The 24313-nt window shown below is 32.9% G+C and carries 31 protein-coding genes and 1 pseudogene; 21 read left to right on the top strand and 11 right to left on the bottom strand.

The window, feature by feature from the left end; translation table 11 throughout:
- Both ADIWIN_RS03445 and ADIWIN_RS03440 read right to left on the bottom strand, forming a co-directional pair.
- Positions 1-599 (bottom strand): DUF8740 domain-containing protein (locus ADIWIN_RS03445; RefSeq protein ID WP_161624661.1); only part of this gene is annotated, 599 nt, incomplete at its 3' end.
- Positions 600-611: 12 nt separating this feature from the next.
- Positions 612-1082 (bottom strand): T9SS type A sorting domain-containing protein, encoded by a 471-nt coding sequence (locus ADIWIN_RS03440; protein ID WP_020896154.1) that lies wholly within the window; start codon positions 1080-1082, stop codon positions 612-614.
- Between the two features lie 297 nt (positions 1083-1379).
- On the opposite strand from ADIWIN_RS03440, the gene ADIWIN_RS03435 reads away from it, so the two are divergent.
- From ADIWIN_RS03435 to ADIWIN_RS03420, 4 genes are all read left to right on the top strand, one after another.
- Positions 1380-2045 carry a hypothetical protein gene (locus tag ADIWIN_RS03435; RefSeq protein WP_020896153.1) on the top strand — a complete coding sequence of 222 codons (666 nt, stop codon included), beginning with the start codon at positions 1380-1382 and terminating at the stop codon, positions 2043-2045.
- Positions 2046-2353: 308 nt separating this feature from the next.
- Entirely contained in the window at positions 2354-2725 is a 372-nt protein-coding gene (locus ADIWIN_RS03430) for a hypothetical protein (protein WP_152487207.1), read from the top strand.
- Between the two features lie 100 nt (positions 2726-2825).
- Positions 2826-3434 carry a hypothetical protein gene (locus ADIWIN_RS03425; protein WP_020896151.1) on the top strand — a complete coding sequence of 203 codons (609 nt, stop codon included), beginning with the start codon at positions 2826-2828 and terminating at the stop codon, positions 3432-3434.
- A 16-nt stretch (positions 3435-3450) separates the two neighbouring features.
- Positions 3451-4191 (top strand): YqjF family protein, encoded by a 741-nt coding sequence (locus tag ADIWIN_RS03420; protein ID WP_020896150.1) that lies wholly within the window; start codon positions 3451-3453, stop codon positions 4189-4191.
- A gap of 3 nt (positions 4192-4194) precedes the next feature.
- Here ADIWIN_RS03420 and ADIWIN_RS03415 read toward each other — a convergent pair whose 3' ends face one another.
- Both ADIWIN_RS03415 and ADIWIN_RS03410 read right to left on the bottom strand, forming a co-directional pair.
- Complete coding sequence (locus tag ADIWIN_RS03415; RefSeq protein ID WP_020896149.1) at positions 4195-4815, bottom strand: trimeric intracellular cation channel family protein; 621 nt, start codon at positions 4813-4815, stop codon at positions 4195-4197.
- A 426-nt stretch (positions 4816-5241) separates the two neighbouring features.
- The gene (locus ADIWIN_RS03410) at positions 5242-5958 is read right to left on the bottom strand and encodes an RDD family protein (protein WP_020896148.1); all 717 of its coding nucleotides are present in this window, start codon (positions 5956-5958) and stop codon (positions 5242-5244) included.
- Between the two features lie 35 nt (positions 5959-5993).
- Here ADIWIN_RS03410 and ADIWIN_RS03405 point away from each other — a divergent pair, with 35 nt between their 5' ends.
- From ADIWIN_RS03405 to ADIWIN_RS03370, 9 genes and pseudogenes are all read left to right on the top strand, one after another.
- Complete coding sequence (locus ADIWIN_RS03405; protein ID WP_020896147.1) at positions 5994-7001, top strand: stage II sporulation protein M; 1008 nt, start codon at positions 5994-5996, stop codon at positions 6999-7001.
- Between the two features lie 2 nt (positions 7002-7003).
- On the top strand, positions 7004-7891 hold the full coding sequence (locus ADIWIN_RS03400; RefSeq protein WP_020896146.1) for a hypothetical protein: 888 nt from the start codon (positions 7004-7006) through the stop codon (positions 7889-7891).
- Positions 7892-8626 (top strand): hypothetical protein, encoded by a 735-nt coding sequence (locus ADIWIN_RS03395; RefSeq protein WP_020896145.1) that lies wholly within the window; start codon positions 7892-7894, stop codon positions 8624-8626.
- Positions 8623-9849 (top strand): DUF4350 domain-containing protein, encoded by a 1227-nt coding sequence (locus ADIWIN_RS03390; RefSeq protein WP_020896144.1) that lies wholly within the window; start codon positions 8623-8625, stop codon positions 9847-9849. The genes ADIWIN_RS03395 and ADIWIN_RS03390 overlap by 4 nt, the downstream gene beginning before the upstream one ends.
- Positions 9828-10324: pseudogene (locus tag ADIWIN_RS22095) on the top strand (AAA family ATPase); the annotation flags it as partial. The gene ADIWIN_RS03390 and the pseudogene ADIWIN_RS22095, both read left to right, overlap by 22 nt.
- On the top strand, positions 10304-10825 hold the full coding sequence (locus tag ADIWIN_RS22090; RefSeq protein WP_369021490.1) for an AAA family ATPase: 522 nt from the start codon (positions 10304-10306) through the stop codon (positions 10823-10825). The pseudogene ADIWIN_RS22095 and the gene ADIWIN_RS22090, both read left to right, overlap by 21 nt.
- Before the next feature lie 114 nt (positions 10826-10939).
- Positions 10940-11293, top strand: a complete 354-nt coding sequence (locus ADIWIN_RS03380) for a four helix bundle protein (RefSeq protein ID WP_040756450.1) — start codon at positions 10940-10942, stop codon at positions 11291-11293.
- Positions 11294-11348: 55 nt separating this feature from the next.
- Positions 11349-12680, top strand: a complete 1332-nt coding sequence (locus ADIWIN_RS03375; RefSeq protein ID WP_040756449.1) for a DUF58 domain-containing protein — start codon at positions 11349-11351, stop codon at positions 12678-12680.
- Between the two features lie 183 nt (positions 12681-12863).
- Positions 12864-13280: a DUF2141 domain-containing protein gene (locus ADIWIN_RS03370; protein ID WP_020896139.1), complete on the top strand. Its 417-nt coding sequence runs from the start codon at positions 12864-12866 to the stop codon at positions 13278-13280.
- Between the two features lie 74 nt (positions 13281-13354).
- Here ADIWIN_RS03370 and ADIWIN_RS03365 read toward each other — a convergent pair whose 3' ends face one another.
- Positions 13355-13834, bottom strand: a complete 480-nt coding sequence (locus ADIWIN_RS03365; RefSeq protein ID WP_020896138.1) for a Dps family protein — start codon at positions 13832-13834, stop codon at positions 13355-13357.
- A gap of 102 nt (positions 13835-13936) precedes the next feature.
- Here ADIWIN_RS03365 and ADIWIN_RS03360 point away from each other — a divergent pair, with 102 nt between their 5' ends.
- Complete coding sequence (locus ADIWIN_RS03360; protein WP_020896137.1) at positions 13937-14875, top strand: hydrogen peroxide-inducible genes activator; 939 nt, start codon at positions 13937-13939, stop codon at positions 14873-14875.
- An 82-nt stretch (positions 14876-14957) separates the two neighbouring features.
- Here ADIWIN_RS03360 and ADIWIN_RS03355 read toward each other — a convergent pair whose 3' ends face one another.
- The 3 genes from ADIWIN_RS03355 to ADIWIN_RS03345 form a co-directional block, all read right to left on the bottom strand.
- Positions 14958-15155 (bottom strand): hypothetical protein, encoded by a 198-nt coding sequence (locus ADIWIN_RS03355; protein WP_020896136.1) that lies wholly within the window; start codon positions 15153-15155, stop codon positions 14958-14960.
- A gap of 228 nt (positions 15156-15383) precedes the next feature.
- Positions 15384-16208: a TIGR00266 family protein gene (locus tag ADIWIN_RS03350; protein ID WP_020896135.1), complete on the bottom strand. Its 825-nt coding sequence runs from the start codon at positions 16206-16208 to the stop codon at positions 15384-15386.
- Positions 16209-16364: 156 nt separating this feature from the next.
- Complete coding sequence (locus tag ADIWIN_RS03345; RefSeq protein WP_020896134.1) at positions 16365-16820, bottom strand: DUF4442 domain-containing protein; 456 nt, start codon at positions 16818-16820, stop codon at positions 16365-16367.
- Between the two features lie 146 nt (positions 16821-16966).
- Between ADIWIN_RS03345 and ADIWIN_RS03340 the strand changes: the two genes are divergently transcribed.
- The 7 genes from ADIWIN_RS03340 (at position 16967) to ADIWIN_RS21610 (ending at position 21660) form a co-directional block, all read left to right on the top strand.
- Positions 16967-17413 (top strand): DUF4870 domain-containing protein, encoded by a 447-nt coding sequence (locus ADIWIN_RS03340; RefSeq protein ID WP_020896133.1) that lies wholly within the window; start codon positions 16967-16969, stop codon positions 17411-17413.
- 161 nt (positions 17414-17574) lie between these two features.
- Positions 17575-17916 (top strand): PadR family transcriptional regulator, encoded by a 342-nt coding sequence (locus tag ADIWIN_RS03335; RefSeq protein WP_020896132.1) that lies wholly within the window; start codon positions 17575-17577, stop codon positions 17914-17916.
- Positions 17913-18518 carry a PspC domain-containing protein gene (locus ADIWIN_RS21135; RefSeq protein ID WP_020896131.1) on the top strand — a complete coding sequence of 202 codons (606 nt, stop codon included), beginning with the start codon at positions 17913-17915 and terminating at the stop codon, positions 18516-18518. The genes ADIWIN_RS03335 and ADIWIN_RS21135 overlap by 4 nt, the downstream gene beginning before the upstream one ends.
- A complete protein-coding gene (locus ADIWIN_RS21130) occupies positions 18473-19735 on the top strand; it encodes a hypothetical protein (RefSeq protein ID WP_438874651.1) in 1263 nt (420 codons plus the stop codon). Before ADIWIN_RS21135 ends, ADIWIN_RS21130 begins: the two co-directional genes overlap by 46 nt.
- 103 nt (positions 19736-19838) lie before the next feature.
- Complete coding sequence (locus ADIWIN_RS03325; RefSeq protein ID WP_040756446.1) at positions 19839-20567, top strand: head GIN domain-containing protein; 729 nt, start codon at positions 19839-19841, stop codon at positions 20565-20567.
- Positions 20568-20824: 257 nt separating this feature from the next.
- Complete coding sequence (locus tag ADIWIN_RS21615) at positions 20825-21118, top strand: GIN domain-containing protein (RefSeq protein ID WP_020896128.1); 294 nt, start codon at positions 20825-20827, stop codon at positions 21116-21118.
- A 2-nt stretch (positions 21119-21120) separates the two neighbouring features.
- Positions 21121-21660 (top strand): GIN domain-containing protein, encoded by a 540-nt coding sequence (locus tag ADIWIN_RS21610; RefSeq protein ID WP_161624662.1) that lies wholly within the window; start codon positions 21121-21123, stop codon positions 21658-21660.
- A 7-nt stretch (positions 21661-21667) separates the two neighbouring features.
- Here the strand turns inward: ADIWIN_RS21610 and ADIWIN_RS03315 are convergent, their stop codons facing one another.
- The 3 genes from ADIWIN_RS03315 to ADIWIN_RS03305 form a co-directional block, all read right to left on the bottom strand.
- Positions 21668-22201 (bottom strand): YceI family protein, encoded by a 534-nt coding sequence (locus ADIWIN_RS03315; protein WP_020896126.1) that lies wholly within the window; start codon positions 22199-22201, stop codon positions 21668-21670.
- A 126-nt stretch (positions 22202-22327) separates the two neighbouring features.
- Positions 22328-23605, bottom strand: a complete 1278-nt coding sequence (locus ADIWIN_RS03310) for a hypothetical protein (protein ID WP_040756445.1) — start codon at positions 23603-23605, stop codon at positions 22328-22330.
- A 38-nt stretch (positions 23606-23643) separates the two neighbouring features.
- Positions 23644-24234: a YceI family protein gene (locus tag ADIWIN_RS03305; RefSeq protein ID WP_040756444.1), complete on the bottom strand. Its 591-nt coding sequence runs from the start codon at positions 24232-24234 to the stop codon at positions 23644-23646.
- Positions 24235-24313: the final 79 nt, after the last annotated feature.

Here is a 24313-nt window from a genome sequence, read left to right as displayed (position 1 = left end):
AAACCGTTAGTACCATCAGCACCATCTGCTCCATCAGCACCATCATTTCCTGTTGGACCTTGTGCGCCTTGTGGCCCAGTAGATCCTGTTGCTCCTGTTGATCCATCCAAACCGTTAGTGCCATCAGCACCATCTGCTCCGTCAGCACCATCATTACCTGAGGGACCTTGTGGGCCTGTTGGACCAGGCGTAGAACTACCTGATGTTTTTGCATATAAAGCGTAAGGCACACTCATTAATTGGCTAGTGCCGGTAATAGTGTAACTACTTCCGCCCGTTGGGTCGGTTTCTGTTTTTATAAAATACGTATCAGCAGACCAATCTATAGTTGCAAAATCGCCAATTACAACACTTCCTGTGCCTATTTCTAAGGTTACTAATCCGTTGATATTGGTTGTTGGCGCTTGGGTTTCTGCGTAAACAACGGTTCCTATTGCGGTGGTTTGCAAAATACTTATTTGCATCCCTATGGGTTGGTTAGCGACTAAGTTATCACCACTGTCTCTTACAACAGCTTGGTAACTCATTTTTTCTGGCGTTTGGGCAAACGTGCTAAGCGTTAATAAAACCGCCGCTAAAATTGTGTAAAATTTCTTCATAATTGGTTACGATTAGTTTTTGATGATTTTAAAGGTCTTTAGTTCTTTTTTGTTGTGGCTTACCTTAAGCAAATAGGTGCCTAATTGTAAAGTTCGCATGTCTATTTGCGTGTTAGATTGGGGTGCTTGACCTTGTGATACCGCTCTACCTTGTAAATTATAAAGAACATAGCTCAAACCAATAAATTTGGCGTCGCTTATGGCCAATACTACATAATCTGATGTTGGATTGGGATAGGTCACCGCCGACAGCTTTACGGTGGCTAGTTCTGGGTTGCTCAAGGTAAACAGTTCGATACTTTGCTGTACGCCCTGTGTAACCGTGCCATTTCCTGTATTGGTGGTATACGCCAACTGGCCAACTGAATAACTGGACGAACCGCCACTGCCAGTGGCATCGCCTCCGGAGGCAGGAACGTTTTCTTGTGAATAAATTAATGGTGTAGCAAGTAATAGACATGCTACGAGTGTAGTGTTTCTCATATAATTGATTTTTTTTAGATTCGTCTTAAATCAACTCAATGAAAAGGGCAGAAAAAAGTCTAAGAAGAAAGTCTAACTAGATTAGTTGATGGCGAATATAACAAAAGCATTTGAATAATAGTAACTAATAGCAACACATAGCAACACAGCGTATAAAACATAGCTATTATAAGCTTTCTGAGAGGTTTTTACTATATTTACAAGGTAACACCAATTTTAAATTTGGCTCGTGCAAAATCCGAAAAGTTAGTGTGTCTTTACACGCTACTTTTCATATTTGAGACCGTGATCAACACTATGAAAAAATCCATACCTACATACGTTTTAGCTCTATTTCTTTTTTCATTTATGTACTGTAAAAGTCAGGAAAATAAAACAACAGAAATAATTAAAACACCAAAACACTTTAAAATTCTCGATGAAAAAGAAGGAGATTTAGATAACGATGGTGTTTTTGAAAAAGTTAGAGTTTACGATACCGAAAAAGAAACGGATATGGGCACGGAAAGGCAAATATACATTTACAAAAAGAACCATAATAAATGGGAATTGTGGAAAAAATCAGTTGGAGCCATATTACCAAGTCAACACGGAGGAATGATGGGAGATCCTTTTGAAGGAATTTCCATTAATAAAAATTGTATTGTAATTAATCATTCAGGAGGCTCTCGTCAAAGATGGCATTATACGCATAGGTTTAGATTTCAAAGCGGGGAATTTCAATTAATTGGAGCAACAGTAAACTTTGGTTCCCCTTGTGATAATTTCTTTAATTTTGATTATAATCTATCAAACGGCAAGGTGATTTATCAAGAAGAAACATCAGATTGTGAGAAGGAAGATTCCAAAACAGAGAAAAAAGAAACAATCAGCAAACTCAGCACCTTGCCGACTATGGCTAACTTTTATCCTGGAAATAACAAATTTACCTTTCCTAATTCTGAAACTATAATTTACTATTAACTAAAAACACTGTTGGCAACAAACAGTTAAAAACTTATTAATGTTTCACCAAAGTACTTTTAGAGTTTCCTTCAAATATTAATCCCGATTTAGCGATTTCAAAAGCCTGTTTTTTTTACGCTTTCCTTTGGCAACTATGCGCTCGTAAAGATCTCGGCAATCTTTGTTTTGTTTACAAGCATTGAAACTGCACATAAATAATAAATTTCTCAGGTTTTGCTTCGCCAGTTCGCTGCGCTCGGGTCTATTCAGTTTGAATTTCCTAAATTCGTTCTCTAAACACGACACAAACTCACATACAGTTATTTATGAATGACACATATATCAACACAACGCTAATTATAATCTTGATTTGCCATTTAGTCGCCATAATCGTCGCATACAAAAAGGGAAAATCAACTTTAATAATTCCGTATTTAAATATGGTAATGGTAATCGGTATATTTGTTTTTTGGGCTATCACTATTCCGGATATAAAAGAGCATAACTTTGAATTTAGAGAATTAGTGGTCATCGGTTTGGAAACTTGTATTTTAATATTTGCGTTCTATGCTATTTTTGGTTTTTATAATAAAATGCCCGTCAAAGTCATAAATAGTATTGGATTTGGACTTCATTTATTGGCGACAATAGGCCTACTTTATTATATGTTAGCATTCAAATTTGATAGCCTTTTTTAACGATAAATTACACCTAACCATGATGATTTTCAACTTTAATATATGGATTCTATTACTTGTATGCATACAACACACAGGATTTGCACAATCAGAAAATAACATGACAAACGATTCTATTACAACACCTTTAAAAACAGGAAAAAATCCTAGTATTCAATTTGAAGCATTAGTTATAGAACCAGCTAATCTATTCATTCAATCAAAATTATTAAACAACGACTCGCCTCAAATTCAACTAGAATTAAACGTATTTAATAACAACACTAAATACGCTACTTTTCTCTGGTGTTATGACGCGTCTAGCGATCGTAAAAAAACAAACTACCCAAAAGCTTATCAAAACTATTCTTTTGATTTAAAAATTGAGAAAAACGACGTAGCGTTAGTTGTCACAAAATTAGATTTTGGAAAGCCAATGTTTATTGATTTAGGACAAACCGCTGTTATTGGTAATCTTCAAATCCTATTTAAAGATTATATTGGTGAATGGTCAGAGGACATAGATGGAAATCAGACCGATGCCTTTAATTCGTATCATATGTTATTATCAGAAGACGATGAGCAGAAAACGGTGTCATTTACGTCATTAAATAAAGCTGAAGACAAGGATCTAATTATAGAATGGAAGCACTATAAAATTATGATTTTAGAAGATTCTGAGAAAGCAATAAAGCTAATGGTGGTTAAAAATGATTCGAACAAAAACTAAGTATTCAACTCAAAAAATGAAAATCCAAGACCTATTAAAAACCGCTGAACACAGACCTTGGAAAATGCCCACAGAAAACTGGAAATTCTATCAAGAATGGAATAATGCCATATTTCTTCATTGGGAAGTTGAATTGGAGGAACTCAAAAAATTGGTACCAAAAGAATTGGAAATTGACCTTTTTGAGGGAAAACCTTGGGTTTCCGTGGTAGCTTTTACAATGGAAAAGATCAGACCTAAATATTTGCCGTCGTTCTCACCTATTTCGGATTTTGACGAAATTAATATTAGAACCTATGTAAAATCTGGTCATAAAACCGGTGTCTATTTTTTAAGTATTGAAGGAGGAAAACGATTATCTTGTAAAATTGCAAAAGGCATTTCGGAACTTCCTTATCGCTATTCAAAAATTAAACGAACAGCAAACCAATACCAATCATATAATGCTGCGTTTAATGACAAATTAGATATTGCATTTTCAATTAGAGAAGCGGTTGAAACAAAATCTGAATTAGACCACTGGTTAACGGAAAGATATGCGCTTTTTCAAGACACAAAACAAGCTATAAACGCATTTGAAATTCATCATTTAGAATGGCCTATTCATAACATAGACATCACAAAACTAGACTTCAATTATCCAAGGTTTAAAAATCTTCTTAAAAACGACCCTAACAAAATTCAATATTCTAATGGTGTTAATGTTATTGCCTGGGGAAAGACTAAAAAAGATAAAACCAGTTATAACAGGGGCTAAAAATTAGAGTATACCTTCGTCCTTCTTATACAAAGTAGGTAAACTAATTTTATAGCGCACGGCAATTAGTCTAATTGTAATAACAACGACACCAACGATAACGAATAAGATGTTTCTATCTTCAAAAAATTGTAACAGCAAGAAATAAGTGATTCCACCCAAAATGCAAGCTGTTGCATAGATTTCTTTTCTGAAAATTACAGGAATTTCATTACACAAAATATCTCTCAAAACCCCACCAAAACAGGCAGTCATTGTCCCCATAGCAATACAAATTAATGGATGTAAACCAGCTACAAGTCCTGTTTCGATACCCACAACTGTATAAAGTGAGATCCCAATAGTATCGAATAAAAAGAGTGATTTTCTCAGGTAGTTAATTCGTTTTCTGAATAATACAGCAAAAAACGCAGAACTAATAATCACATAAACGAAGGTCATATTTCGCATCCATGATACGGGTTCAATACCAATCATAACATCTCGTAATGTTCCACCTCCAACAGCTGTCACAAAAGCAATTATTAGGACTCCAAATGGATCCATCCGTTTATTCATGGCTACTAATGCACCAGATATGGCAAAAGCAATAGTTCCTAATATATCTATGACTTGAAAAAACATAGGGTACTTATATTTACATATTTATCAGTCGCGCGAAGGTAGGAATCTAATTTAAAAATCAGGGTTAAAAACCTTAAAGACAGTCCTAAGCTTAAGTTAAATGATTCACACACTTGTTCGCAGATACTTCACTAATCGTTGTTTACTCCTTTCGATACAAAATATATTTTGGTTATCTGTGATGCTTAGCATAAGCCCTTCGACTGCGCTCAGGATAAACGATTCACACATATTTTCTCTTATCCATTAATTAATTGTTCAGCATAACAAATTCAAATACTATCTATCAGATACTTCGGCTGCGCTCAGCATAAGCGATTCACTCACTTTTTCCGAAAAGGAAAAAGTGGTTCTCTGAGATCCCAAAACCAGTTTGGGATAAGCGATTCACTCACTTTTTCCGAAAAGGAAAAAGTGGTTCTCTGCTTACATATTCTGAGTATAATAATTATAATCCTTTATAACCGTTGCCACAAAATCTACCGGTTTATCTTGAGTTTCAATCGCCATAATTTTTAATAAGCGTTGGTGCAAATTCAGAATAATATTATGATGACCATTTCTAAGCGCATCATCATATAAATTTTTCACCGTCTGCATATCCTTATCATTCAAAACCGTAACCTGACTGTAAGTAGGTACATAATCTGCAGGAATATCTTTTATAAGCGTATCATGAATCGTTAAGAGCTGTTTCTCACTAATTACCGTTGTACCCGCTGCGATATCACCTAGCCGCTGTCCGTTTCCTTTTATTAAAATCGTAAATGCAGCCACACCACCTGAGGTTAAAACCACATCGACAATTCGTAAAATCCAACGTACAAAATAATTAGAAAAACTAGGTTTAGACCCGTCTAGTTTTACCACTCTCGTTTTCATAAGTACTTTACCAACTGTTTTACCATCCAAAAATGTTTCGAGTAACACATAATATAAAAATGCAGGTAACGACACTAACAAATAAATGGCCCAAGTATCTCCCATGTCCATATTTAAAGTGGTTAAAAGGAGTATCGCAGCAATGCCATACAAAAAAATAATGGCACTATCAATGAGGTAACCAAGCATTCTATCGCCAATACTAGCAACATTTTGATTAATCCCCACATTTTGGGCAGTTTCTATTTGAAATTCATCCATATTTTCTTTTCTTTGAAAGTCTAAAAGGGAATATAATGCGCGAAGCAGCTTTTGTAAAGCAAAATAAAGATAAATGGTTAGAATTTGAAAACATTCTTTCAAATAAAACGCAAATAGATCCCGATTTACTTTCTGACCTCTATATTGAAGTTACCGACCATTTAAGCTACGCCAAAACATTTTATGCGAATAGCAATACAGAACGCTATCTTAATCAACTAGCATCTAACGCACATCAACTTATTTATAAAACAAAGAAAGAACCTAAAAACAGGCTGATTTCTTTTTTTAAGACGGAATTTCCTTCGATGTTCTATCAACATCACCGCGAACTTCTAATTGCCTTTTTAACATTTACCCTTTTTGTAATGGTTGGCGCATTTTCTGCCGCTAGCGAAGACGATTTTGTAAGATCGTTTCTTGGAGATGGTTATGTTAACATGACGATAGAAAATATAGAAAAAGGAGATCCTATGGCGGTTTATAAGCAACAAGGAGAATTTAATATGTTTTTGGGTATAACGCTTAATAATATTAAAGTAGCCCTTATGGCCTTTGGCTATGGTATTCTATTAGGTATTGGCACCTTATATATTATGATGCAAAATGGTATTATGTTAGGCAGTTTTCAATACTTTTTTTACGAACAAGGCTTGTTATGGGAATCTGCGCGTACCATTTGGATTCATGGAACCATTGAAATCTCTATGATTATTATTGCAGGTTGTGCTGGTCTTGTAATGGGAAACGGCATGTTATTTACAGGTACTTTACCACGATTAGAAGCCTTTAAACGTGGCGTAATTAACGGCTTAAAAATCCTAATGAGCACCATCCCCTTTTTTATAATTGCAGGTTTTTTAGAAGGTTTTGTTACCAGACATACAGAAATGCCAGATTGGTTAGCCATTTTAATTATTGCCAGTTCTCTAGCTTTAATCCTATTTTACTACGTAATTTACCCAATTCAACTCCGTAGAAAGTTAAAACAGAATATAATATCTAAAAACACTATAGAACTTAACGATAAACCAACCGATTAAACATGAATAAACCCTATATCGAATTTAGAAAACAGAGAGATTTCAGTAGCATACTTACTGATACCTTTGGCTTTATTAGAAATGAATTTAAACCATTTATAAGAACCATTTTCAATATTGCTGGTCCTGCGATTGTAGTATTTATGCTATCACTTGCTGCCTATAATTATGTGGCTGGTGATTTATTAAATTTTACAAGATTTAATGAGCCTAGCTTAAACTCCCCTAATGTCTTTGTGACCATTCTCGTTGTCATTATTTACTTTATTTCCGCAATTGCAGCTTATATTCTTACAGCTTCTACAGTACTATTTTACATTAAATCTTATATAGATCATAAGGGTATTGTTGACGCTGCTGAAATAAAAAGTAATGTGCTTAAATCATTTTGGTCGTTTTTTGGACTTAGTTTTTTAAAAGGAGTCACATTAATTATCGCTATAATGCTTTGCTTTGTACCTGTGCTCTACGCCATGGTTCCTATGGCACTTGTATTTAGTATTTATGTTTTTGAACCTAAGCGCTCAACATCCGATGCCTTTAGTCAGAGTTTTACGTTAGCTAATGCTGATTTCTGGACGGCTTTCGGTGTTATTATCATTTTGGGCATCATTTATTACATTCTTCTTATGGTGGTTTCAATTCCATCTGTTATTTATGCACTAGTAAGTACAGGTATTTTTTCTGGAGAAATTGATCCTGCCAACCTCAATACCTTTTCTGCCGATCCGGTGGTTATTATACTTAACGTGTTAAATACGTTCTTTCAGTTTTTATTAAATATCATTTTAATGGTTGCGGGAGCTGTGATTTACTTTCATTTACACGAAAAAGTAAATTTTACTGGCACTTATGATCGTATTAGTGAAATTGGAAATACAGAAGATTAAATGTTAGTATACAGATTGCTACTTCTTTGTTTTTGTTTTGGGCAACTTTCTGTTGCGCAACAAAGTGAGCAGTCCGTAAGGTTTGATGATACTACACTTGAAAAACAACAAATAACCGAAGACGATTTAGAAGCCTATAAAGCTGACAAGGACTTTAACTATACAGAAGTTGAACCTGAAGAAAATTTCTTAGACAAAGCGTATCGATGGCTTCAAAATATACTTAGCAAGTTTTGGGAAGCCATATTTGGCGTGGGTACGGCTTCTGGCTTTTTGTACTTTGTTTTTTCAATTCTACCCTATTTATTATTAGCCTTTTTACTATTCTTATTAATCCGGTTTTTCTTGAAAGTGAATTCGAATAACCTCATAGCAAAAAGCAGAAAACAAGGTTCTATCTTATTTTCAGAAGAGGAACAAATCATTAAGAATGAAGATATTCCTGCGTTAATAAATGAAGCCATTCAACAGAACAATTACAGATTAGCCATTCGCTATTATTACCTATTGTCTTTAAAATATTTAACAGAAACTGATCATATTTCTTGGCAACCACAAAAAACGAATGAAGATTATATCAATGAAATTAATAAGGAACTTTTAAAAGCCGATTTCAAAAATATCACCAGAATTTATGATTACGTATGGTACGGTGAGTTTAATATCGATGTTGCTAAGTTTGAGACCTTAAAACTCCCTTTTGAACATTTAAATACTACAATTACAACACCTTGAGTAAAAAAGGAAAACTATATATCATCCTTGTAGCATTTACCATTTTGGCTATCGTTGTTCTAGAAATGAATAAACCGAAGGCTATAAATTGGTTTCCTTCGTATGCAACGCATCATAAAATTCCTTTTGGCACTTATGTGTTTAACAACCAATTAAAACGGGTTGCCGACTCTGTTTCTATTGTAGACCGTCCGCCTTTTGAATATTTAAAAAACAATAACATCAGTGGCACATATTTGTTTTATAATGGAGGTATTGAATTTGGAAAAGAAGAATTAAATAGCCTTTTAGATTGGGTTTCTAGTGGAAACACACTTATTGTTGCTGCTGTAAATTTTGAAACAACATTATTAGACACTTTAAACTTAAATACCAAATCCGTAAATACGTTTGATAATTTTAATAACGAATACCAAGTTAAACTGGTAAATCCCGCAATAGACGACTCTCAAACTTATAAGTACGATCGCTCTACATCCTTCTTTCATTTTAATAAAATCGATACCTTAAAAACATCGATTATTGGTCTGATTGACACCTATAGAGGTGAAAATAAGCCTATGGAAGACACTCTAATTAACACTATAAAACAACGTTTTGGAGATGGTGAAATTATACTTAGCACCTTTCCTCAGGCATTTACCAACTACTTTATACTACAGTCTCCAAATCAAGATTATACCGCCGGACTTTTATCGTACATAGACACTTCCAAACCTGTATACGTGGATACCTATTACAAAACAGGAAAGACATTCTACACCTCACCAATGTATTTGTTTTTAAATACAAAATCTTTAAAATGGGCGTATTATTTAATGCTGATCGGTGCTTTAATCTATATTATTTTTGAAGGTAAACGGAAACAACGCGCCATTCCGATTGTGAAATCGTTGAAAAATCAGACTGTAGATTTTACAAGAACTATTGCCAATATGTATTATGAAAGTGGAAAACACAAAGATATTTCACAACATAAAGCGCATCATTTTTTAGAGTATATTAGAAACACATTACACCTTTCCACTGCAGAAATAAACACGAGTTTTATAAATAATTTAGCAGCGCGAAGCAATAACACGGTAGATGATACGAAGGCTTTATTTCAACTTATAGAAAGTTTGAATCAGAAGAATGACATCAGCCCTACCGAATTAGAAAGGCTAAACACCTTAATAGAACAATTTAAATCCCATAATCAATGGAAGAAAACGAAACAGTAAACGACGACTTAAATTTTGATAATCGCATTCAATTAGAAGATTTAAAAAATGCCGTAGAAAGCATTAAAAGTGAGTTAAGAAAAGTCATCATTGGGCAAGATCATTTTGTAGAATTACTTATCGTAGCCTTATTAGCCGATGGCCATGTTTTAATTGAGGGTGTTCCTGGAATTGCAAAAACAGTAACTGCAAAACTATTTGCCAAGGTTTTAAAAACTGAGTTTAGCCGAATTCAATTTACTCCAGATTTGATGCCAAGTGATGTTTTGGGAACTTCGATTTTGAATATGAAATCTTCGGAATTTGAATTTAAAAAGGACCTATTTTTTCGAACATTGTTTTAATTGACGAAATCAACAGAGCTCCTGCCAAAACGCAAGCAGCATTATTTGAAACTATGGAAGAGCGCCAAGCTACAATTGATGGCACCACCTACCCTTTTAATAATCCGTTTATGGTGCTTGCAACCCAAAACCCAATTGAGCAAGAAGGCACCTATGCTTTACCGGAAGCGCAATTAGATCGTTTTATCTTTAAAATTAAAGTGGATTATCCGTCTTTAGAAGATGAAATTAAAATTATTGCCTCTCATCACGAGCGTAAAGGTGAGAAACCACAATCACGGATTAATCCTATTTTAGATGTCGCTTCACTAGAAGATTACAAAAGCAAAACGCAGTCTGTTCTCGTTGAAGAAAAGATCATAAAATACATTGCAGAAGTGGTTTCAAAAACTAGAAATCATCCGCATTTATATCTTGGTGGTTCGCCAAGAGCATCTATTGCAATTCTTAATACAGCCAAAGCATTTGCTGCTATAAATGGACGTGATTTTGTGATTCCCGAAGATGTAAAAAAATCATTAAATCCGGTATTAAATCATCGTATCATCTTAACACCAGAACGCGAAATGGAAGGTATGACTACAGAAAATGTCATTGAAATGATTGTGCAATCGGTTGAAGTGCCGAGATAGTGAATAGTGAATAGTGAATAGTGAATAGTGAATAGTGAATAGTGAATAGTGAATAGTGAATAGTGAATAGTGAATAGTGAATAGTGAATAGTGAAAAACTAAAAGTTGAGAGTTATGGGAGAATCTATTTTACGCAATAAAAGTTACGACTTTGCATTAAACATAGTGGAACTCTATAAAACTTTAGCTTCTGATAAAAGAGAATTTATATTATCGAAACAATTTATGAGAAGCGGTACCTCAATAGGTACAAATATTAGAGAAGCTGAATTTGCGCAATCTAGTAAAGATTTCATTCACAAAATGAGTATTGCTTTAAAAGAAGCAAATGAAACTGATTATTGGCTATCTATTCTAAAAGACTCAAACTATATATCAATTCAATCATTTGAAACACTTTGCAGTAAGAATCAAGAATTAATAAGAATGTTGATATCCACAATTAAAACCATGAAGAATAAAGCTTAAAGAGATTAACTGTTTTTACACTTTTTAACTCATAACTATTAGCTCTTAACTGATTATGAATTTTTTAAAATCATTGTACATACACAGCCAGCTCTATATTTATATAGCTATGGCTTCGGTGTGCTTTCTTTTATCGTTTTGGTTGCCTACTCTATATGCTGTGGCTTGGATAGTGACTATTATTATAGCTGTACTGCTACTTATAGATATATTGCTACTCTATCAGCCAAAAAACGCCATACATGCACGGCGGATTTTACCAGATAAGTTTTCCAATAGCGATAATAATCCTGTACCTATTACAATTACCAACAAGTATGGTTTTAAAACGTATATCGATGTTATAGATGAGTTACCTGTACAATTTCAGAAACGTGATTTTCTTTATCAAACATCTTTAAACCCTAATCAAAATCACGACTTCGAATACTTAGTAAGACCTGTAGATCGTGGTGAATATTATTTTGGTCATCTTAATATATTTGTGTCTTCGGTTCTAAAAATCGTAAAACGGAAGTATAAGTTTCAAAATCAGCAAATGGTAATGGTCTACCCTTCCATTATTCAAATGCAGAAATACGATTTTCTAGCGATTAGTAATTCATTGACTGAGTTCGGTTTAAAGAAGATAAGACGGATTGGGAACACTTCAGAATTTGAACAAATTAAAGACTATATTCCTGGCGATGATTTTAGAACTGTAAATTGGAAAGCGACAGCAAAACGTGGCCAATTGATGGTGAATCAATATCAAGATGAAAAATCGCAACCCATCTACTCTATTATCGATACTGGCAGAATAATGAAAATGCCTTTTAACGGTTTAAAACTGTTAGATTACGCTATCAATTCAACGTTAACATTTAGTAATGTGGCCTTAAAAAAACACGATAAAGTTGGCATGATTAGCTTTTCAAAAAAGATAGAATCCTTCTTACCTGCCATTCAGAAGATCACCTATCTCAATCGTATTTTAGAAAACCTGTACAATATTGATACGCAATTTAATGATAGTGATTTTGGTCTGCTTTACGCGCAATTAAAACGAAAAGTCACACACCGTAGCTTACTTTTATTATATACTAATTTTGAACACATCAGTGCATTAAAACGACAGATGCCGTATTTACAGGCCATTTCTAAAAAGCATATGCTTGTGGTTGTGTTGTTTGAAAACACAGAATTAGACATCATACTAAAAGAGAATGCTGAAGATTTACAATCTATATATCATAAAACTATTGCCGAAAAATTTGCTTTCGAAAAGCGACTAATGGTAAAAGAACTTCAAAAACATGGTATTCAATCCATTTTAACGGCACCAGAAAACTTAACCATCAATACCATTAATAAGTATTTAGAGATTAAGGCGCGTGGACTTTTGTAGTTGTTGGTTGTTGGCTCTTGGCTCTTGGCTCTTGGCTAACATATTAATTCCTAACTAAATAACAGTCCATCCTAAAAAAATTACAGTTCGGTAATTACAATTTTAAGAATTGAAGCGTTTGTCTGATATTTGAATCATCAATAAAACAGAACAGTAGTTCACTAACCATTAAAACGCTTACTCATGAAAAAATTAATCTTAACATTCGCATTAGCTTTAACTTCAATCATTGGATTTTCTCAAGAAGGAGGATCTACAATCACTATTACCATTGATAATGTAATAAGCGATGAGGGTAAAGTATTAACTTCTTTGCACACTTCAGAGACTTTTATGAAAGGCAAAGGTATTCAGGATGTAGAAACAGAAATAAAAGACGGAAAAGTAACTATTACCTTTAAAAACGTTTTACCAGGAGAATACGCAATAATGACAATGCACGATGCAAATAACAATAAACGTATGGACTTTAGAGACAATGGAATGCCTTTAGAATCTTATGGAATTTCTAATAACGTGATGTCATTTGGACCACCTAATTACGATAATGCTAAATTTAAAGTTGAAAATAAAGATTTGGAAATGAATATCCGTTTCTAAAATAGTACCGACATAAATCAAAACAAAAAAGACTGCTTATTAGCAGTCTTTTTCTATTTTAAAATAATTCAATCTTAAACTGTTTCACCCAACCAAGCTTTCATCATCCAAACTGTTTTTTCTTGTTCGGTGATAAAATCACTCATCATTGAGTTGGTTCCTTCATCATTAGCATCCCCTGCTGCTTCTAAAATAGAACGCTCCATTTTTAATAATTCTGAAAGAGAATCTACAATTAATTGCACTGCTTTTTCATCCTTAGAAATATTTTTACCTACAGGTACTTTTGCTGCTTTTGTATAATCCTCAAACGTGTGAAGTGGTGTTTCGCCTAGCGTTAAAATACGCTCAGCTATTTCATCTACCTTTAAATTGGCATCGGTATATAATTCTTCAAATTTTACATGAAGATCAAAAAAACCACGGCCTTTAATATTCCAGTGAATACCTCTTAAGTTTTGATAATACAATTGAAAATTTGCTAATAATTGATTTAAATCATCAGCTAATCCTTTTGTTTTTACGGTATCTAAACCTATGCTATTTAGTTTCATAATCTTTAATTTTGATTTATTCAAATTTACGACACAATTAGCCTTCCTTCAGCATAGTTTTTATGAATAGTTTATATACTTTTATAGCCTAAATTAATAGGTATGACAATTACACAACTAAAATATGCCTTAGCCATTGCAGAGCATAAGAATTTTACCAAAGCAGCAGAAAAGTGTTTTGTAACACAACCAACTTTAAGTACACAAATTCAGAAATTAGAAGACGAATTAGATATTATTATTTTTGACAGAAGTAAAAAACCAATAGAATTAACTGACGTTGGACGCAAAATTGTATATCAAGCCCGAAATATCGTTAATGAAGCAGATCGAATTCAAGATATCGTAGATCAGCAAAAGGGATTTATAGGGGGCGAGTTTCGATTGGGAATTATACCAACGATAATGCCAACGCTTTTACCAATGTTCTTAAAAAACTTTATTAAAAAATATCCAAAAGTTAAATTAAAAATTGAAGAGTTAACTACTGAAGAAATTTTAACGCGCCTTAGTGATGGTCACTTAGATGCGGCAATCGCAGCAACTCCATTAGAAAGTGATAATATAAAAGAACGCGTTTTATATTACGAACCTTTTGTTGCTTATATTCCTGAAAATCACCGTTTAAAAGACAAGAAAGTCATTGAAGTTTCCGATTTAAGTATTGATGACATGTTACTTTTAGAAGATGGACACTGTTTTAGAGATGGAGTCATTAATCTCTGTAAAACATTTAAAGATCAAATGGATGAAACTTTTCAACTTGAAAGTGGCAGCATAGAAACCTTAATCAAATTATCTAACGAAGGTATGGGAATGACGCTTCTACCGTATTTGCATACTTTAGATGTAAGAGAAAAATTAAGTCCTAACTTAAGACACTTTAAAGAACCGTCTCCTGCAAGAGAAGTGAGTATTATTTACCATAAAAGTGAATTAAAAATGCAAATAATAGATGCTATGCATAATGTCATTTCAGGAATTATCCGTGGTGCTATAGCGTTTCAGAACGTAGAAATTATTAGTCCGAAAGCTAAATAGGCCGAATACGTCCATTGTGACTTCACAATGAGATTAATTACAAAACAAGCGTCCTGATAAGTATCAGGACGCTCGTTTTATATTATGCTTTCAAATAAATTAAGCATTGATTTAAATCTGGGTTTTGATTGATTAAAGACTGAATAAAGATTCTTAATTCTTCAAGTTCGTGAGGCAGTAAACGTCTTACTGCTTTTTGCACTTCCTTACAGAATAGTGTCGCATCAAAACTCACTTTGCTAAGTACAGTTTTAGTGTACTCGTACATTGCTCGCGCCATAGTTATTTTTAAGTTTTAGGTTAACAAAAAGTAGTTTTTTATCTATACGCTATTGTTTCAATTCTGATTTAAAGATAGCAAAATATACTAATGAAATTCACTTTCAAGGAAAGTTTAACAGCTTGTTATGTTAAAAGTTTTAAATTATGCGGTGAAGGCTTTACTTTTTAAAGGATAATTCTCATATTATAATAATCTAAATATCAAAACATTATAGAAATCAAGTTTTTAAAACCTATTATCACCATCTAATAAATCACCCAAACCTCCAAGAATACTACCTTCACCTTTAGATTTCCCTCCTCTTGGAACAGAAGCTAAAACTCTGCCTGCAAGTCGGCTAAATGGTAACGATTGGATATACACTTTTCCTGGTCCTTGAAGTTTAGCAAAAAACAAACCTTCTCCTCCAAAAATTGAATTCTTAATACCACCAACAAATTCTATATCGTAATCTATGCCTTGTGTAAAACCAATAATACATCCTGTATCTACACGTAGCGTTTCTCCTGCTGCTAAGGTCTTGACTGCCGTGGTGCCTCCTGCATGTACAAATGCCATTCCATCACCTTCTAATTTCTGCATAATAAAACCTTCTCCTCCAAAAAGACCGCGTCCTAATTTTTTAGAAAACTCAATGCCAATACTCACTCCTTTTGCGGCACAAAGAAATGCATCTTTTTGGCATATAAACTTTCCACCAAATTCTAATAAGTCAATCGGAATTATTTTCCCAGGATATGGAGATGCAAAAGACACATTTCGTTTACCTGTAAGGTCATTGTAAAAGGCTGTCATAAATAAACTTTCACCAGTAAGAATTCGTTTTCCAGCTCCAAGAATTTTACCTAAAATTCCAGTATCTTTTTGCGAGCCATCACCAAAAATAGTATCCATTTTAATACCATCATCCATCATCATAAAACTTCCTGATTCTGCAATCACAGCTTCTTGTGGATCTAACTCTATTTCCACGTATTGCATTTCTTCACCGTAAATACGGTAATCTATTTCGTGAGCGTTTCTGTCGCTATAGTCTGGTAATTTTTCCATAGTTGTTTTATTTAATATTTTTGAGACTGAAACAAGTTCAGCGTAAATTAATTCATTTATATGTTGAAATAATTACAGTTTTGTTACACGATTAATTGAAAACAAATAGAATAAATTCGTTTCAAACAATCTAAAAAAACTATCCACTTTAAACTCTTAACTCTTAACTTTCAAAGTCCACTCAAAATTAAAGTTCGACACTTCTACTCCTTCTTTATTGACTCCGTTAGAATTTAACCAAACCGTTTGACCTTCTCCTGTTTCAATAGCTTTATTTATAGCGTCGTCTATTTTATACCCTTCATTACAAGTAAACGTAATTCTACCCGTAGCCTTCTTTGTAAATGAAGCATTATTAGAAGCCACTAACATTGATATTTTTTTACCGCTTCCTCTAATCTTTTTCATCACTAATGCTCCCGTTGTTAATTCCGCTGCCATACCTTGTACTGCCCAAAACATAGAATTAAATGGATTTTGATTCACCCAACGGTGTTTTACAGAAACCACACAAGAGTTCTCATTTAACTCCTTTGTTCTAACACCTGTAAAAAAAGCGGCAGGTAGCTTAAACATTAAGAATTTATTCAGTTTAGAAGGCGTTATTTTCATAAATACAGTTCTATTTTACCACTAAAATAAGCGAAAATATTAAGCATAACTAATGTTAAAGAAATGTTAATTTTTAGTACTATGCGTAACATAATACCTTTTTAAAGACATATATTTGTATAAGCAACTATTATATACTTTATAACATGATAGATAATCACCATAAAAATTTAGCGACATTTATACATTTGTCAACGTTTTCTCGATTTGTAATTCCTTTTGGAAATTTTATTGGTCCAATAGTATTATGGGCAGCGAATAAAAACAAATCCGATTTTATAGATCAGCACGGTAAACAGGCCATCAATTTTCAGATAAGTGTTTTACTCTATGCTGTTATTATAGGTACGCTAAGTGTTCCGTTTTTTATCTTCAAAATATTTAGAGATATGGATATTTTAGACTTCCATGGCTTTAATAATTTTCATATTAATATAGGAGAGCCTTCTCCTCTACTTTATATAGGTGGTGGTTTAGGCGCCTTAGCCATTGTTGCTTTTATAATCGAATTAGCCCTTATTGTTAAAGCCAGTTTATCGGCAAGAGATGGAAACGCATTTAAATATCCATTAACAATCAACTTTTTAAAATAAATCAAAAGTATTCATCAATAATCAAATCAATCAAAAAATGAACAGTTTAATCGCATTAAAGACTCAAAACACATGACACGAGCAAAAGCAAAAACATCACATTACGACTTAAGTTTCTTGCGCGAACTGCATGTGACTTTAATAAAAAACAGAAAACACACATGAAAATAGAAAACACAAAAGCACAAATGCGTAAAGGTGTTTTGGAATACTGCATTTTATCCATCCTAAAAGATGAAGATGCTTATGTCGCAGAAATTCTCGGCACATTAAAAGACGCAAAGATGCTTGTTGTAGAAGGAACCATATATCCACTATTAACAAGATTAAAAAATGCAGGATTACTCAATTACCGTTGGGAAGAATCGACTTCTGGTCCACCAAGAAAATATTACGGACTAACTGAAACAGGAAAACTGTTTCTTAACGAATTAAACTCCACATGGAGCGATCTACAAAATGCAGTTAACCTAGTAACCAACACAAAAACACCAAAGAAATGAATAAAACAGTCAATATAAATTTAGCAGGTACATTCTTCCATATAGACGAAGATGCATACCTCAAATTATCACGCTATCTTGAGGCTATAAAACGTTCATTTACAGATTCTCAAGGCCGATCCGAAATCATCGCAGATATTGAAGCTAGAATTGCTGAATTATTTGCTGAACGTATTCAAAATGAAAAGCAAGTTGTTGGTGTAAAATTAGTTGACGAGGTTATTACCATTATGGGACAACCGGAAGACTACTTAGTAGATGACGAAATTTTTGAAGATGAACCAAAACAGCAATACAAGCAAAAATCGGGTTCAACAAGACGTTTGTTTAGAGATACAGACAACTCGTATGTTGGTGGTGTTTCTGCTGGTTTAGGGCATTATTTTGGAATTGATGCTTTATGGATTCGTTTACTTTGGGTTATTTTAATGTTTGGTGCTGGTACAGGATTTTTACTTTATATTTTACTTTGGGCTTTAATACCTGAAGCCAAAACTACGGCTGAAAAACTGACCATGACAGGTGATGCTGTAAACATCAGTAACATCGAAAAAAAATTAAAGACGGTATTGATAACGTATCCGAAAACTTCAAAAATGTAGATTTAAAAAAACATGGAGACAAACTAAAAGAAGGTTTTGATCATGTTTCAGATAATATATCCGAAAATTTCAAAAATGTAGATTTTCAAAAGCAAGGTAGTAAGCTAAAATCGAGTTCTCAATCCTTTTTTGAAACTATTGGTTCTATCATTATGTTTTTCTTAAAAGTGATAGCTAAATTCATCGGTATTATTTTAATAATCGTAGGTATAAGTGCCTTAATCGGGCTCATAATTGCTTTTTTCACCGTTGGAGTTACCAATGCCGTTCATTTTCCTGGTATGGATTTTATTGATGCTTCGAATGCCGCCAATATTCCAATTTGGTTAATGTCAATGTTATTGTTCTTTGTGGTAGGGGTTCCTTTTTTCTTTGTTTTTTATTTAGGATTAAAAATTCTGGTAAACAACCTTAAATCTATTGGTAACATTGCAAAATTCACACTTTTAGGGCTTTGGATAATGTCCATAATTGGCTTAGTCATCACTGGTGTAAAACAAGCTACAGAGCACGCTTATGATGCAACTATTGTTAAAGTAGAAAAGCAAATAAAGGTCACCTCCGGAGATACATTAAAATTAAGAATGTTGAGTCATGATATTTATAACCAAAATTTTCGTAGAACTTATGAAAGTTATAAGATCAGTCCATCACATAATGGAGAGAAAATAATATCTAGTACTGATGTTAGGCTAATTATAAAACAAACTTCAGATTCTTTAGCAAGTATTAAAATTCATTCGCTTGCTAGTGGTAGTAGCTACGATTTAGCTAGAGAACGTGCACAAAACATAAATTATAATTATGAATTGAATAAGAACGAACTAAAAATGGATTCTTATTTTACGACAGAAGGATCTAATAAGTTTAGCGAGCAACAGATAGAGATTTATATCTATTTACCTGAAGGAACCGTATTTCAGACTGATAATTATGTGTCGCGTTTTTCAAAATATTACAATGCACCAGATAATTTGTTAACACGCGAAATGGAAAATCACTATTATAAAGTTGATATGAATGACCATGAATGTTTAGATTGTGTTGAAGAAATCAAAGAGCAAGATATTGAAGATGTCTTTGAGGAAGCTGCTGAAGACATCGTTGAGCAAGAAATAGGAACGCTTAAAAACACAGAGCATGAACCAAAGAAATCTGAAGTCAACATAAAAATTAATGATGAAGACGGGGTAAGTATTGAAGTTAATGACAATTGAGACTAAACATTCAACAATTCATCACTTTAAAATATGTAACCGAGTCTAATCCACTTAAATTTATATAACAAACAATTCATCAATCAAAAAACCAACAGAAATCATGACCACACTAACCAGAATTATTATCATTAGTATTATTAGTTTATTAATGCTCTCTTGCAACTTCTCTATGAATTTTGGAGAAGGTGTTGATGGCAATGGCAACGTTGTTACTATGGATCGCGATATTTCATCAGACTTTAAAGAGATTAAAGTTAGCCAAGGTATTGACTTATACATCACCCAATCTGATGCTATAGGACTTAGTGTTGAAGCCGATGAAAACCTTCAAGACTTAATTATGACAGATGTAGAGAATAGCATCTTACGCATATACTCTACCGAAAACATAAGAAGAGCAAGTTCAAAAAAAGTACTATTAAATATTGAGACCATCTCAGCAATTAAGGCAACAAGTGGAAGTGATGTATATTCTACGAATACTATAACTGTAACAAGTTTAGAACTCAATTGTACAAGTGGAGCTGATATAACCTTAGATGTCATAACCGAAACCTTAAATTGTAAATCTACAAGTGGTAGTGATATCAATGTAAGTGGATCTACTAAATCTTTAATTGCAGAAGCCACAAGTGGTAGCGATATTGATGCTTCTAATTTAAAGGCACAAACCTCTTATGTAAAAGCAACCAGTGGTGCTGATATTTCGGTAAACACCTCTAAAGAACTAACAGCAAATGCTACTAGTGGTGGAGATATAAGATATTCTGGAAATCCTGAAAAAGTTAACAAATCTGACAATTCTGCTGGTAGTGTAAAACAGCAATAAACACATAATACAACAATAATTGTTTATTTAATTTACACCCTAAACAACTGTAAAACAACTAGTTACAAGCCATCTTAAATTCTAAATAGAGTTTGGGATGGTTTTTGCTTATCTTAGTTTATTAACTTTTAATTGACCAATATTAAACAGAAATCCTTAATATTGACAATCGGAACTCCTCCAAGTAGTCTATAAATACAAATAGTGACTTATTTTAGGCGTTTTGTGTCTCTTAAAAAGACAGTAAACAATAGAACATGAAAAAAATAATACTTACTCTGCTTTTAATGATTGTTGCTTTACCAGTACTACATGCACAGTCTGATGAAAAAATTAAAGGTGATAGAAATGTTACCATAAAGCAAACGTTTATTGATAATTTTCATTCAATTGTAGTCGATGGTGATTTTTCAATTGAAATCGTTTATAACAGCAAACCGTCAGTGAGTATTGAAGCAGATGATAATTTACATGACGTTATTCAATTTAATGTAGTTGATGGAGTACTAACTTTTTCTGAAACTGTTCGTATTTCATCTAAAAAGAACTAAATATAACTGTAAATTACGGTGATGGACTCAGTAATATAGAAACAAGAGGTGACGGAGAAATTAGATCATTGACTTCTATGGAGCTTGGAGATGTCAGCTTAATAACTTCCGATAATTCTAGAGCTTATTTAAACATTAATTCTAAATCCTTTAACTACAAAAGCTCAGGAAAATCTAAAGTCCGTTTAAATCTTACTGCGGATACCACTAAAATTGAATTAAGCGATAATAGCAAATTAGATGCTTTAATTAACAGTAAAATTGCAGGTTTTATTTTATACCAACGTGCTGATGCTGTAATTGAAGGTAAAGCAAACAGTTCTATATTTCAATTAGATAGTTCATCGAATTTCGATGGTGCAAAATTTGATGTCAAAAGCGTTGATGTTAGTTTAGAAGATAGTAGTGATTTAACCATTTCTGCAACTGAAAATATTACTATTGCTGCTTCTGGTGATAGTGAGATTTATCTTTTTGGTAGTCCCACAATAACAATTACTAAGTTTGAGAATACTGCTAAGTTGCAGAAGAAGCAACGCTAAAAAGAAATTAAGACTCTATAATTTTAAGAGAGAATTGAATCTCAATTTCAGAGGAAACTTTAACCATACCTAACATTTTTGTTGGTGCTGTTAAATTAAAGTCATTAATATCTAAAGGCATTACTCCACTTACTTTTAAACCCTCATTATCTGCTATAGAAATAGGAATTGAATACGTCCTTACAATATTACTAATTGTAATTTCTATGGTCGCTGTAATTGAACTCGTATCTGTTTTAGCTTTAGAAATTTCTTTTAGCTTAAGAATTATTTCAGGATACTCTTCGGTATTCAGTAATTTATTAAAGTCTTTATTAATAGCCTTACCACCACAATTAAACTCTAAATTAGGAAGTGTTAATTTGGTGTCTTTAAATTGTATTCTTTTGTCATAATCTACATAACTAATTCTTATTGCTTCAGAAATGGTAGTCATATCAAACTGGCACTCAAACGTACTCACATTAGTTTTACCCTTAATTTTTAGATAACTTTCTGAAGATAAAGCCACAATTGATTCTTTGGTTTCTAACGTTTCCACTTCAAAAAAATAGAGAACATAGACCCTAAGAAAAATAAAATTATAAATGATAATGTCTTAACCATAATTAAAAATAAAAAATAAGACCTCCATCATAAAAGATGAAGGTCTAAAAAAAACTAACCCCTAGAAACTAATAACTGCTTCTAACATAAGTCCATCAAACTGACCGTCTTCAAGAAGATTTCCAGTTGGATAATCCTTATATTTTTGTACTACATATTCGGCTTTCATTAATACATTTTGAGTTAAAAACCAACCTGCACCTAACTGAAATCTATCTACGCTAACATCATCACCACTAGCTAACTCAGCACTTACCGTGTTGTAGCGGGCACCTAAGTATACGTTTTCTGTTTGTCCGAATCTGTAAATAACCTCACCCGCATATTGATCAGCGTTTCTTCTATCGGCTTCACTTAAAGCTTTTCCTGAAACTAACTCAACAGTTCCAAAAAATTCTAAACCACCATACTTAACAAATGGGTTAATCATTACTGCAGTAATTTGATTTTTAAATCCTGGATCAAAACGACCAGATCTAAAGTTATCACTTGTTGCTGAAGCATCTTGCATAATGTTATAATATCTAGAACCCGCTCTATCTGCAGAATATAAATATACATTTGGTGCGTAACCTGTATTATATAAAGATCCTGATAATCTAAATCTAAAATCATCATTGATTTGCTTATCGAAACCTAATTTTGCTAAGAAAGCAGCTCCACCAGTTGAACCATCAGATACTGTAGTGCTTTGGTTTAATTTACCATTAGTGAATCCAACCATACCAAAAAACCCATTATCAGCTGTATAGTATACCTCTGCACCAACTTCTGTTGTAAACGAATCCATGATTAAATTTCCAACAAATGGGTTGTGAATAGCTTGTGCATTATCACTTCTTCTAAAATGTGCATCACCATAGTTATTCTCCATATGACCAATTTTAATAGTCGTATGCTTCATAAGGTCTTCCATAAATCCTTTTGAGATAAAATCTAATTTATCTATTTTAAAATAACCACCTTTTACATAAGGTTCATGGTGGTGTCTAGAAGATAAATATGTTCTTAAATGCATGCTTACACCATCAAAAAGTGCTACATCTAAATCTAAATTAGCAGTTGCCAGGTTAAAGTTACTTCCTACTTCTGATAAAGGTGTTACACCTGAATTCTCATTATCTAAGGCTTGGTATTGAAGAGCAAACGATCCTCCAATTCTTACATGAAGTTCTTCAAAAGCAGTGACAGTGTCTTTTTTTGCTTCAAAAACATTGATACCTCTTTGATCTGGCTGTCTGTAATTATCAAAGTCTCTTAGATTTTTTGTTTGTGCAGATATAGAATATCCAATTGTCAATACCATGACAAGTGTTACGAGTTTTAATACTGATTTCATAATTTATAATTTTAAGTTTAAATTGATTTTAAGTTTATTTATTTTTGTTCAAATACAGATTTGAATTCAATTTTAATGTCATCACCTGTTTTAATAGTTCCTAATAAAGCTTTAGGTGGATCAATGCCAAAATCTGTCATCTTAAATGATTTTTCACCATTAAGCAAAAGCTTATTCCCTTCTAGCTTTACATTCATATCAATTGTAATTGATTTAGTTACACCAGAAATAGTCATTTTTCCTAAAGCAGAAACTTCGAACGATTGATCAGATAGTTTAGTGACCTTTTTTAATGATGTAAGGCTAAAGTCCATCGTTTTATGATCATCCGTATTTAAAGCTTTGTAAGTGTTGTTATCCATTGATGATTTTCCACTTTTAAGACTTTCTGCTTCAATAGAAAAATTAAGACTACTAATCTCTAGTTCCTCCATGTTTGTAATAACCACTTTACCTGATTGCTTTTCTGTTTCTAATGTCCAATCATGTAAAGAAGAAGTTCCGTGCACTTCTAAAACAGAAGAAGAATTATTTAAAGTGTAATTTTGAGAAAAAGCAACCTGAAAAGAAAATAGACTACTAAAAAAAACTGTTAGAAAAAATACCGGGAGTTTAAATGAATGTTTCATAATTGTGTTTTAATGTTTCGACAAAGGTTGACATTAAAAGCATTTTAAATTATGACAAAAGTCATATACCGAATTTTCC

This window comes from Winogradskyella psychrotolerans RS-3 (assembly GCF_000427335.1).
Classification (GTDB): Bacteria; Bacteroidota; Bacteroidia; order Flavobacteriales; family Flavobacteriaceae; genus Winogradskyella; species Winogradskyella psychrotolerans.
This window is presented reverse-complemented; position numbering and strand designations above follow the sequence as displayed.